General features: G+C 42.9%; 12 protein-coding genes. 4 read left to right on the top strand and 8 right to left on the bottom strand.

Going from position 1 to position 11070, the window contains the following annotated elements:
- Positions 1-59: 59 nt before the first annotated feature.
- A complete protein-coding gene (locus tag ISALK_RS04535) occupies positions 60-1412 on the bottom strand; it encodes a hypothetical protein (protein WP_160719551.1) in 1353 nt (450 codons plus the stop codon).
- 271 nt (positions 1413-1683) lie between these two features.
- Here ISALK_RS04535 and ISALK_RS04530 point away from each other — a divergent pair, with 271 nt between their 5' ends.
- Positions 1684-2166 carry an RNA polymerase sigma factor gene (locus ISALK_RS04530; RefSeq protein WP_160719548.1) on the top strand — a complete coding sequence of 161 codons (483 nt, stop codon included), beginning with the start codon at positions 1684-1686 and terminating at the stop codon, positions 2164-2166.
- Entirely contained in the window at positions 2156-3469 is a 1314-nt protein-coding gene (locus ISALK_RS04525) for a hypothetical protein (RefSeq protein ID WP_160719546.1), read from the top strand. Before ISALK_RS04530 ends, ISALK_RS04525 begins: the two co-directional genes overlap by 11 nt.
- 91 nt (positions 3470-3560) lie before the next feature.
- On the opposite strand, the gene ISALK_RS04520 is transcribed toward ISALK_RS04525, so the two are convergent.
- From ISALK_RS04520 to ISALK_RS04500, 5 genes are all read right to left on the bottom strand, one after another.
- Positions 3561-4895 (bottom strand): dihydrolipoyl dehydrogenase family protein, encoded by a 1335-nt coding sequence (locus ISALK_RS04520; RefSeq protein ID WP_160719544.1) that lies wholly within the window; start codon positions 4893-4895, stop codon positions 3561-3563.
- Positions 4896-5191: 296 nt separating this feature from the next.
- On the bottom strand, positions 5192-5581 hold the full coding sequence (locus ISALK_RS04515) for a bactofilin family protein (RefSeq protein WP_160719542.1): 390 nt from the start codon (positions 5579-5581) through the stop codon (positions 5192-5194).
- Positions 5582-5591: 10 nt separating this feature from the next.
- A complete protein-coding gene (locus tag ISALK_RS04510; protein ID WP_160719540.1) occupies positions 5592-6572 on the bottom strand; it encodes a M23 family metallopeptidase in 981 nt (326 codons plus the stop codon).
- Between the two features lie 258 nt (positions 6573-6830).
- The gene (locus tag ISALK_RS04505) at positions 6831-7148 is read right to left on the bottom strand and encodes a cupin domain-containing protein (RefSeq protein ID WP_160719538.1); all 318 of its coding nucleotides are present in this window, start codon (positions 7146-7148) and stop codon (positions 6831-6833) included.
- A gap of 46 nt (positions 7149-7194) precedes the next feature.
- The gene (locus ISALK_RS04500) at positions 7195-7869 is read right to left on the bottom strand and encodes a 4Fe-4S binding protein (RefSeq protein ID WP_160719536.1); all 675 of its coding nucleotides are present in this window, start codon (positions 7867-7869) and stop codon (positions 7195-7197) included.
- A 118-nt stretch (positions 7870-7987) separates the two neighbouring features.
- On the opposite strand from ISALK_RS04500, the gene ISALK_RS04495 reads away from it, so the two are divergent.
- Complete coding sequence (locus ISALK_RS04495) at positions 7988-8683, top strand: Crp/Fnr family transcriptional regulator (RefSeq protein ID WP_160719534.1); 696 nt, start codon at positions 7988-7990, stop codon at positions 8681-8683.
- A gap of 78 nt (positions 8684-8761) precedes the next feature.
- Here the strand turns inward: ISALK_RS04495 and ISALK_RS04490 are convergent, their stop codons facing one another.
- Complete coding sequence (locus ISALK_RS04490) at positions 8762-9991, bottom strand: cysteine desulfurase-like protein (RefSeq protein WP_160719532.1); 1230 nt, start codon at positions 9989-9991, stop codon at positions 8762-8764.
- A gap of 297 nt (positions 9992-10288) precedes the next feature.
- On the opposite strand from ISALK_RS04490, the gene ISALK_RS04485 reads away from it, so the two are divergent.
- Complete coding sequence (locus ISALK_RS04485; protein WP_160719530.1) at positions 10289-10522, top strand: G protein-coupled receptor family protein; 234 nt, start codon at positions 10289-10291, stop codon at positions 10520-10522.
- Between the two features lie 81 nt (positions 10523-10603).
- Here ISALK_RS04485 and ISALK_RS04480 read toward each other — a convergent pair whose 3' ends face one another.
- Positions 10604-11017, bottom strand: a complete 414-nt coding sequence (locus ISALK_RS04480; RefSeq protein WP_160719528.1) for a pyridoxamine 5'-phosphate oxidase family protein — start codon at positions 11015-11017, stop codon at positions 10604-10606.
- Positions 11018-11070: the final 53 nt, after the last annotated feature.

The raw sequence follows: 11070 nt of genomic DNA, 5'->3' as shown, positions 1-11070 counted from the left end.
CTTGTTCAACAAGTCTGTTGCCCCTGCCCATTTGCACCATTGTCTCCTGTTTTTTGATATTACTCCTTTGAAAGCGGGTAGTACACTCCTTCGCCGATCACAGCCAATTCTCCCTTTTCACCAGGTACTTCCCCTAAGACAGAGGAATGACCAAAGGAATCAGGTAGCCGGTAGGCCTTCTCTTTATTTAAATCCCGTTCAAAGATCTGTACTTCCGCTCCGTCACGATCGATAAAAAGAAGAAAAATATCCCCGGATTCACTGATATGATAACTATGAAAACTTGCTTTATGGATGGATTTTTCAATTTCTATTTTCTCGCCGTTAAAGAGCAGAACATCATCTTTATTGAAAATGCCCGATTCATAGGACACAAGCAAAAGGTCTTCTTGCAGCACTGTCATTTCCTCTATCTCTTCCCCTTCAATGCCTTCATACAAGATTTCCGCTTCAGGTTCACCGCCGAAGGTGACTTTCATAATTTTATCCTCATAGACATAGTAGAGATAGGTCCCCTGATCACTGCGGTAGTTATCATAAAAGATTTCGCTCCGATCTCCCTCGTCCTTTTCCCTTGGGATCCCCGGCAGGTCTTCAGAAGGGAGTACAAGTTTTTCCCTATCTTCATGCATATGATAGGAATACAACCCATCCTCGAGAACATAATAAATTTCCTCGCTGCTTTCTGACCAAAAGGGGTTTATTTGAAAAGATTCATTCCCTATGGCCATCTCTTTTGGCTCCACTGGGATGCCAAAGTTTGCAATAAAGGTTTGGGAAATTCCGTCAGGACCTTCATGCTGCCCTTCTTCGTCATACATAAAGGCTCTGTAGAGAAGTTGCTTTCCATCCGGCGAAATCTCATATAGGTTGATTGTACTGATAAATAAGTCGGCATCTATCGGGTGATTTTCCAATCGAGTGGATCTGGTGTCTTCGGGGTCGATCATCGCGTCTGATAACAATGGCACGACAACTCCCAGGGAATCCAAATGTTCTTTATTGTCCCTTAACTCTGCTTGAGCATCATAATCTCTTTTCCACTCATCAAAATCCGAAATCTGATGTACCGTCCCCGGTGCTGTGGGGATTTCTGTCAGAATATATTTTTCATCATTGGAGAGTGTCCATCGTTCTTTTATTTCATAATTCAAAACTTCCAAATCTTGAAGCTCATCTTTCGAAACCTCGTTGATTTCCCTACCCATGCTCTCATCCTCTTGGTTTTCTTCTTCGTCCTTCGCCTCTTCCAAACCGGATTCATTTTCCCACGCATCGGTTTCCTCTTGAGCTCCCTCTTCCTGACCGTTGTTTAATGCCTCTTCCTCGGTACAGCCCATCATGAGGATTCCTATAATTGCTATAAAAATAATGATTGCCGGTCCCTTCTCCATTCCTGTTCCCTTATACATAGTATTCCCTCCTTAGTTTTCCCCCTGCTATAATCGCCTTTTAACATCCCTTATAAAAATGGGGTTCTACTTAGGACACAACCGAAGCGATGAATCCGTTGCAAACTTTTTTATTGATTGAAAATTCAACGTATTTATGCTAGGGTTTTAAAGACGACTTTATATTTTAGCAATTGAACAATATTTTGCAACGAATCGGTCTTGCCGATTGTATCCTTTATAACAGCGAGTTTAAACAATCCCGAAAGAGAGGTGTCCGGTTTTGCTTTCTATGGCTAAGGAAGAATTTGAAGAGATTTACCGACGGAACGCTGATCCCGTTTTTAGGGTATGCTATATGTTCATGAAAAATTCCTCCGAGGCGGAAGATGCCCTTCAGGAGACCTTTCTTAAGGCAATGGAAAAAGCCCCTCCCTTTAACGGCGAAAGCCATGAAAAGGGTTGGTTTATTGTGACCGCCTCAAATATCTGTAAAAACAAATTGAAGTATTGGTTTCGAAAAAAACGCACCGGGGACGACGACCGATTAGAGCAAGTCAAACACCGGGATCACTATGAGTTCGAAGTGTTTGATGAAATTCTTGCACTGCCGGAGAAGTACAAAACCCCGATTTATCTATATTATTATGAAGGCTACAGCTCGGTGGAAATTGCTAAATTACTGATGACAAAGGAGCCCACTGTCCGTTCTCAGCTGGCAAGGGGTCGGGAAATGTTGAAGAAGACACTGGGAGGTGAAGAAAATGAAAAATAAAGGCTTTCGTGAGGCTTTTACCTCCATTGATTTAAATAAGGACGATAAAGACCGGATGCTTCAGGGGATTTATCAAAAAAAGAAACAAAAGAAACGCCGACAGATGATTGCCCTTGCCGCAGGAATTCTTGTGCTGATCACCTCTTTTTTATTACTGCAGGAGTTTCTTGATTGGGGCGGACAGGACTCCCTGCACGGGGATGAAGAAAAGGATGAAGAGATGGTAGAGGATGAGGATGACCGGGACAAGGATGAAGAAGTTATTGAAGAGCCAAAGGAAGAGGATGAGGATGAAGATCTCGCTGAAGAACCGGATGAAGAAGAGATTGAGGAGCCGGAGGATGAAAAATATATTACCTTTGAGATTCCCCCTGATCCGGGAGGAATGGGAGATCCTATGTTCCTGGTTGACGATTTATCGGAACTGGAACTTAAACTCCAGGATAGCCCTTTATCTAGGAATATAGACATTGATGAGTTGCAGGAGCTTGGTATTGAATCCATGCCGGTGTTTATTAACCCTGTTCCTACAGGTATGCCGGGTATGTACACTCCCGAAGAATATGAAGAGATTCAATCTATCCTAACGGAAATCGCCAAAAAATTGGGGCTGGAAGTTGCGGAAAAGGACAATAGCAGTATCACTCTGGAGAACGGACTCCAGATATTTATGACACCGAATCTAGAAATATACATCTCCAACGTTGGATATCCGGAGAATATTAATCGAGAGTCCTTTCAGGAAAAAAACGTGGAAGAAGCTATGGAGTTCTATCAGGAGTATTACTATCCCATGGTTTCCGATCTTCTCAACTATCAGAGCCCTCAAAGAGAACTTAGTTATCGTATCGATGACAACAATCGGTTGAGTTCCTCCGTAACATACGTGGAAACCGCGGAAAACCCTATAGAACAGTTTTTTCATGATCAATTCAATCAGACCCGGTTTGGCTACAGTGCATCAAATTATTCAGAGGGTGATCTGCTGGATCCACCGCGGATCTCAATTCCCTATTATCACTTAGAGCCCTTTGAGGTGTTGGATGAAATTCCTCTTCGGTCCCTGGAATACATTGTTGAAGAACGGAAAGGCCGAGAAATTTTTGGACAGGAACTGAAACTTGAACACATTGTAAGGGCAGAGGTGTTTTACTATAGTTACACCACCGCCCGTTACTTGTCACCGATTTACCGTTTGTATATTCATATAGAAGACCCTGATGAAAACTACGAAAGTGAAGAGGGTCAAATGCTTATAGTTCCCATTGAGGTTCTTGCAATTCCCGAAGAATATGAACAATAACGAAAATGAACCAAAGATGAACCAAAGGGGACGGAGGTATTCGGTACATCCTGTGTACCGAATACCTGCCGTCCCCTTTTTGCTGTTTTTCCTATAATGCTTCGTTGATAATTTCTGTCATGGTTGGATGGGCCAGGGGTAAATCTCTGATTACTTCAATAGGTAAGTCCTGTCGGCATGCTAAGGCTCCAATAGGAATTAATTCTGCAATGTCATCCCCGGCCAAATGCACCCCCAGTATCGTCTGCTTATCAGCATCCACTAGGATCTTAATAAAGCCTTTTTCATAGCCTTGGCTTATCGCCCTCATGTTTTCAGAAAAATAGGCCTTTTTCACCTGGTAATTAACCTGTCTTTCCCTGGCATCTATTTCCCTTAGCCCTACACCGGAAAGCTGGGGATCTGTAAAACATACATAACTCATCCCTTTATAGTTTACAGGGTTCTTTTGCCCGGCAATAATTTCGGCTGCGGTTTTGCCTTCGAGGATGGCAGCGTTTGCCGAAGTGATACCCCCTGTCACATCGCCTATTGCATAGACCCCTTTTTGAGTAGTCTCCAGGTACTCATTAACCTTGATCGTATTGTTTTCACCCCGATCAAGATCGAGTTTTTCGATCCCCCGGGGTAGCACCGGCTTACTTGCCCCGGTCACCAACAAAGCATCTGACAACAGTTTTTCACTGGTACCGTCAACTTTATTAGTACAATGCACTTCCAGCTTACCCTCTTTGTTGTATTGGCTCTCCGTAACCGTAGAATTGGTTTTTATTTCGATCCCTTGTTTTTCAAATTCTTCCTTCAAAAATTGAGATTGGTCCAGGTCACACATTGGCATGATCCGATCTCCCAGTTCCAGGATTCTAACCCTTGCCCCCATTTTATTGAATAATGTGGCAAATTCACAGCCTTCAATATTTCCTCCTAAGATCACCACATCTTTTAAACTCAGCCACTTTCCTGTCAAAACTTCTTTATAGGAGATTATCCCCCTACCCTCGTCCAGCTGCGGGGCTATTGGCGAAGATGGTTTTGAACCCGTAGCCACCACAAGACTTCCTCCCATTAAAGTAGTTGTTCCACCATCAACCATAACCCTCACTTCTTGTTCAGAGATTATTTCTGCTTCACCATAGTAGCTATTCACCCCTGCTCTCTCCAGGGAACGCTTCCACCCTTCTTTTGCTTTTTCCATTCTGACCCCGAGGGTTTTTAAACTTTCGGTTAAGTTTATAGGATCCTTTCCGATTGTGTTTTTAATCATTTCATCAAGCATAATTTTCATCGGTATATATCCTTGATGGATTGCATTCCCACCGGAACCATCTTTTTCAACCAAGGCCACCTTTAGTCCCCGCCGGGCCGCTTCAATGGAACAGGCCTTTCCACCGGGACCTCCGCCAATTACGATAATGTCATATTTCATTTTTATCACCTCTTGTTAAATTTTATGTAGATTCCTGCAAAAAATAATTTCACATTGGATATGATCGTGCAAGCGCTTGAGATGATCAGGGTTATCTTCTCTTTTTATAGCAGCTTTTTGATGATGTCAAATTATTATCATCTAGCATTTACCCTTCTTTTTTATGAATAAAACATGCGTATCATTAAATCCGTGCCTCAGTAGCCCTGAACCCAAGAAAGAGAAAATCTAAAGAGAGGCCGTTGTTTGCGTCATTATGACGCAAACAACGGCCTCTTCTTTTGTCTATCCTTTGGCTATTCGCTATCTTGCTCTTGACTTTTTTCCTGATGCATTTTGGAATTGCCTTCAAAAACCCCATTTTCATCAATGATTAAGGTTTTAATCGTTGCATTTCCTATAAGTTTTCCTTTATCGGTAATTCGAAGGGTTTCCAAACTTTCAATATTTCCATCCACGATTCCGGATAATATTACATTTACTGCGCTGACTGAACCCTCTACTCTCCCGGTTTCACCAATGTGCAGGGTTCCCTCGGTTTTTATATCTCCGATAACTTTCCCGTCAATTCTTAAGGATTGAGGGCTTGTGAGATTGCCTTCCAACAGGTTGCCTTCTCCTATTAACGTGTCGAAGGTTTCCGGCGGTTGACTGACGGCTTTGTTTTTCTCTTTCTTTTGAAACATGGTATCCTCCTTAGTTTTCGTTTTCGTCTCTTAAAATTGATTTCGGATCGATGGGTGTTCCATTTTCCCGCACTTCAAAGTGCACATGGGGTCCGGTGCTTCGACCGCTACTTCCCATCTTTGCTATCTCCTCATGCTTTTCAACCCGGTCCCCTTCCGAGACCAAATTTTTCTGATTATGGGCATAAAGGCTTTCATAGCCGTTCCCATGGGAGATGACGATCACTCTTCCGTAACTTCCCTGATAACCGGAGAAGGTTACCACACCGGTTCCCGCCGCATGTATGGGTGTATTAAAATCATTGGCAATATCCACACCGTTATGCTGACGCAGGGTCCTGTTGAAAGGGTCTCTCCGTTCCCCAAAGGGTGAGGTGATCCGCCCCTCCGCGGGCAAAACATTGGGTTTTGCATCCAGGTATTCGATTTGATCCTCAACTTCCGGAATCAGGGAAGTCATCTCCGTCTTACGTTGTTCGATTAACGGTGCTAAAAGATCTTCTCCTCCTTGTTGGACAATTTGTCTGTCCAATGGATTCGATCCGTCGATATTTAAGTTTCTCGATCGGGTCACCGGAGCTGTCTTAGTTTCTAAAGTTGCATAGGCTTCACTGTCTAATCCTACCAGTTCGATGATTTCCTTTTGCAGATCCGCCAGATCGGAAACCTCTTTTTCCACATCCATGGCATAGCCTTCAAGGGCCTCTATCTCCTCACGCTGCCTTTGATTTTCGACAATTACCTCTTCCCTCACTTCCTTAGCGATGTCTAGGGCATCATGGGTGCTTCGGTACTCCTGGAAATAGTAGGTCGAAAAAAAAGTTAGAAATCCTAAAGTCATAACCAGTCCCATCCCGGTTAAAAACATGGTTTTCAGTGATATTCCCAGGCTTTTGGGCTTTCCCTTCCCGTGGGGAATGAGCATTATGGTGAATTGCTTTTTATCTTTCTCGGCTAAATGCGAATTTTCTTTTTTCCTTCTGAATTTCATAATTACCTCCTGCCGATCTTCCAAAAACTTCATACACAATTACACAGAAGTCTGCAAAAACAAGTATATAGTAAGCTACAAAAAAAATAAACCCCAAATTCCGCCCAGTTTTTCCCTTATCCTCATGAAGTGCTCTATAATAGGCTTTAAAAAAACGCCTAAAGTTCTAAGGAACTCTTCAGGCGTTAAGATTATTTTCATATTTTTTTGTTTGTTGTCATAATTTCCTGCCGATGGGATATGCTGCCGCCACTTTCGTTAAAAGTTCGGTGTTTTCACGTTAAGCACACTAAATTCTTCTCCTTGATCCGCCCATAAAGCCATTTCCACCTCTGGAGGACAAAGTATGATATCCGTTGCCTGAACAGTTGATGTTTCCTCTCCGATCTGAATGGTTCCTTTCCCTTTTACAATATAGAAAAACACATCCACGGGCACTTTGTGATGGGGGACATGGTCCTCGGGTTGTAAGGTCAGGTTCATCACCCGGGTATTATCATGATCAATCAATTTTTTAACCGTAACTCCCCGCTGATTCTTGTTTCCTTCAATTTCTTGCATTCGTATAATTTTCATTTTAATACTCCTTTCAATTTTTAATATCGCCTAGAAGGCCGACAGATTATCGATAGGCGATGGCCTGCGTCGGACAAACCCTTTGACATTCAAAACATACCAGACAATCTTTGGTAACAATACGCCGTTTTTTTTCCTCCCCTGAGGCCACTATCGCCAGATTAGGGCATACCTGCTCACATTTTCCGCATCCGATACAGCGTTCTTTCTCAATGACCATTTTTCTTCCTTTGAGTTTCTGAATCCCCGCGGTAAGGCTGTTAGCAATCCCGTGGGGGCAAATTCTATGCCACAGTTCTTCTTTAAAAAACAAAGAAATCCCGGCTCCCAGCAAAACAAGATAAACGATCAGATTGATCTGAAGGCCGAAGCGTCGAGTTGCGACCATACCTCCGAAAAACACCGCTAACAACAATCCTTGCAATAAGGAAATATATCCTTTGTTTCCACTTTTTAAATCTTTTATCCCGGGACTGTTTCGCTTTATTCCCAGGCTTTTATAAATTCGGGATTCAAGTCTCATCACTGTACCCATAGGACATATCCATCCGCAATATAACCTTCCAAAAAAGAGACTAAACAGGACCCCCAGGCCTAAAATAAGGATCCATGCCTGAAGTCTTCCTTGCACTGCTAAGATTGTAAAAAGTAGTAGAAAAAAACCTTGGACAATCCATCTTCCTATGGTTTTACCTGTGTTCTTCTTCTTTTCTTTTCCCATACTCTCACCTCCTATTTAATATTCATCGTAATAGAATCATCCTGAACTTGTATTGCTAACTTCATTTTAATATAATGTAAGATAAGAGTATGTAACAAATGTTACGAAGGAGGGTTTTATGAAAAATTCTTTATTAACCAAACCTCAACTACAGACCATCTCCAAATCCCTATTGTTTCAAAGCATTCCCCCCTCTTCCCTGGAACTGATATTTCGGGACCTTACTGCAGACATTATTTCTTATCCCGATCCGACGTTAATCGCTTCCGAGGGAGAGGTTTGCAGTGGTATCAGTCTGGTTCTGGAAGGTTCCGTGGCAGTAAAAAAATTGCACCTTTCAGGAAAAGAAACTACGATCACGGAACTAAAACCGGGAGACACCTTTGGTGAAGTCATTATTTTTTCCGATCATAAGCACTTTCCCTCTTCTCTTTTTTCAGAAAAAAACACAGTGATTCTCTACATTTCCGAAACAGCCATTCTACGACTGTGTAAATTAAAGCCGGAATTCTTAAAAAATCTGATGGGCCTTCTCTCCAACAAGGTCTGGATGATGAGCAACAAAGTTCGGATTCTATCCTATGACCGGCTAAAACAGCGGGTAGCCATGTATCTTATGGATCAATACCGAATGCAAGGCAGTCCTTCTATTAACCTCCCCCACAATCGTCAGGAAATGGCGGATTACCTCGGGATGCCCAGACCCTCCCTCTCTAGAGAACTGCAAAACCTTAAGGATCAAGGTTTGATCCGGTATCATAAGAATCACTTCACCCTTTTGCAACCGGAGAAGCTGGAGGCTTTGATACAATAGACCAAAGATGAACCAAAGGGGACGGAGGTATTTGGTACACGATGTACCGAATACCTCCGTCCCCTTTGGTTCATTTCATCACTTATTGTTCACAATTGCTTTGATGCCATCAACAAATCGTTTCATCTCTTCCATGGTATTATACACCGATATCCCCGCGCGAATAAAGGATCCGGACTCCACAATTCCCAGTTTTTCCGCTAATCGATAGGCATAAAAATGACCGTCGGCAATGAACACACTGGCCTCTTCACACATGCGGGATGTGAACTCCCGAGGGGTCATACCCTCTACTCGAAAAGCCACCGTCGGGGTCTTCTTAACGGAATCGGGGGCCTGGTACAAGGTCAGTCCTTTGATACTTTCCAACTCCCCACGAACAAACTGCACCAGTTCTTCTTCATACTGCTCAATTGCTTCATATCCGGATATGATTCTTTCCTTTAGGGTGTTGCCTTCTCCTAAATCCGCGATAAATGCTACGGCTTCCGTCACTCCCATGATCCCTTCATGATTTTGAGTCCCGATCTCCAGTTTATCCGGAGCATAGTCCGGTGCCGGCATGATTTTATAGGGATCTAACTGATCAAAAAGATCTTTTTTTATCATGGCCAGCCCCACATGGGGACCAAACATTTTATACACGGAACTAAAGAGCATGTCCACTCCCAGGGCTTCCCGGTCCACATAAAAGTGAGGAATCCCGTGGACTGCATCCACGGCCACCACTGCCCCCGCTTTTTTTGCCGCCTTCGATACAGTCTTCACATCATTAATCGTTCCGATGCAGTTGGAAGCCAAGCCAATGGCCACAAATTTCGTTTTCTCTGTCAAAAGCTGATCCAAAGAACTAAGATCCAAGGTTAAGGTCTTCGTATCCAGCGGGATATACTTAACGGTCACATTTTTATCCTCCGCCTCTTTTCTCCAGGGATCGATATTCGCATGATGTTCCAATTCTGTCAGAAGGATCTCATCTCCTTCCTTCCAAGTCTTAGCTACAGCCCTTGCAGCATGAAACATCATAGTGGTGGCATTGGGACCAAAGGCTACCTCCTCCGCTTTTCCATTAAACAGTGCGGCCACATACTCTTTGGCCTCTGCAATTTTTTCCATGGTTTCCTTCGATGTGGGAAAGGCCCCGTGAAGATTTGCTCCTCCCCTCATCATATAGTCCCGTCCTGCATTGATTGCCTCCACCACAGTTTGAGAGCCTCCCGGTCCATCCAGATACACCACGGGCTTTCCTTTATAGGTCCGTTGTAGCGCCGGAAATCTTTTTCGAACAGCTTCGATGGGATAATTCATGGTATCCAACTCCTTTATACGTTTCTTACTATACATATTCGTTATCTCTGTATAAAATTCCTGCCAATTCTAATGCTGTTATTCATGGAATTTCAGATGAGTCTTCTTCTGTTAACTACCCAACCCACTAGGTGAAAGCGAAGGTGGCGGTGAATCAATATTTTCTTTTATTCTAATGTCCTGGTTTATGCCCTGGAAAAATAGAGCCGTAAAATGTTATTATGTTTTAAAGACCCTTGGTATCCCTTGTATCTTCAGGGATTCCGCTTAAAAACCCATAAAAAAAGGAGGCGATTAATGATGAAGCGACCTGCGAAAATAGCTTTAGGTATAGGAATCATAGGAGTTCTTGTAATGCTTTATTTAGGTATGGCCGCCATTACCGCTACCGCAGAAGGGCGCACCGGCACCAACCTTTTGATAGGAGGCTTTCGAACCCCCGGGAGCATCATGGAACTGATCAATATGGTATTTGTAGCAAATCTTGTGATCTGGGGAAGCTGGCTGTACTTTTTTCTGGAAGAAAACTAATAGCCAATAAACCAAAGGGGACGGAGGTATTCGGTACATCGTGTACCAAATACCTCCGTCCCCTTTGGTTTACCCTTTGGTTTAATCATTATTAATATAGGTTACCCGGTCCTGTTTGTCGGAGATGATTACCTGTTCAATACTGAAAACCACCACCCCGATATTGTCTCCCAGAATGAACTGGGGCATGTTGGTTTTTTTCATATGCATATCCCGGTAATACATTTCTTCCTCCCCATCAAGAGTCATTGCGTTTCCCAAAAACGTGGCGCTGAGTTCCGAAGACTTGGAAAACAATAACAATGAAATTCTTTTATTTTTTATGATGTTGTTATATTTTTTACTGTCTCTTCTGGTGCTTAAGATCACTTTATTTTCTTCCTCCACATAGGTAAAGTTCATCAAGGATACATAGGGCCTGTTTTCCACGCAGGTTGCTAAGGTACATAACTTTTCATTTTTCAGTAAGTCTTTAACGTCCTTTGTAATTTCCATTATTCTCCTCCTTTCTGAATTCAAAATATCGAACTTTGATGCCTCCACAGTAG

The sequence above is a fragment of the Isachenkonia alkalipeptolytica genome (assembly GCF_009910325.1).
In the GTDB taxonomy this organism is placed as follows: domain Bacteria; phylum Bacillota; class Clostridia; order Peptostreptococcales; family T1SED10-28; genus Isachenkonia; species Isachenkonia alkalipeptolytica.
This window is presented reverse-complemented; position numbering and strand designations above follow the sequence as displayed.

Coding starts and splice junctions, on each gene's coding strand:
- ISALK_RS04535 (WP_160719551.1), bottom strand. CDS start 1,412: ATGTATAAGGGAACAGGAATGGAGAAGGGACCGGCAATCATTATTTTT.
- ISALK_RS04485 (WP_160719530.1), top strand. CDS start 10,289: ATGATGAAGCGACCTGCGAAAATAGCTTTAGGTATAGGAATCATAGGA.
- ISALK_RS04480 (WP_160719528.1), bottom strand. CDS start 11,017: ATGGAAATTACAAAGGACGTTAAAGACTTACTGAAAAATGAAAAGTTA.
- ISALK_RS04525 (WP_160719546.1), top strand. CDS start 2,156: ATGAAAAATAAAGGCTTTCGTGAGGCTTTTACCTCCATTGATTTAAAT.
- ISALK_RS04520 (WP_160719544.1), bottom strand. CDS start 4,895: ATGAAATATGACATTATCGTAATTGGCGGAGGTCCCGGTGGAAAGGCC.
- ISALK_RS04505 (WP_160719538.1), bottom strand. CDS start 7,148: ATGAAAATTATACGAATGCAAGAAATTGAAGGAAACAAGAATCAGCGG.
- ISALK_RS04515 (WP_160719542.1), bottom strand. CDS start 5,581: ATGTTTCAAAAGAAAGAGAAAAACAAAGCCGTCAGTCAACCGCCGGAA.
- ISALK_RS04530 (WP_160719548.1), top strand. CDS start 1,684: ATGGCTAAGGAAGAATTTGAAGAGATTTACCGACGGAACGCTGATCCC.
- ISALK_RS04510 (WP_160719540.1), bottom strand. CDS start 6,572: ATGAAATTCAGAAGGAAAAAAGAAAATTCGCATTTAGCCGAGAAAGAT.
- ISALK_RS04495 (WP_160719534.1), top strand. CDS start 7,988: ATGAAAAATTCTTTATTAACCAAACCTCAACTACAGACCATCTCCAAA.
- ISALK_RS04500 (WP_160719536.1), bottom strand. CDS start 7,869: ATGGGAAAAGAAAAGAAGAAGAACACAGGTAAAACCATAGGAAGATGG.
- ISALK_RS04490 (WP_160719532.1), bottom strand. CDS start 9,991: ATGAATTATCCCATCGAAGCTGTTCGAAAAAGATTTCCGGCGCTACAA.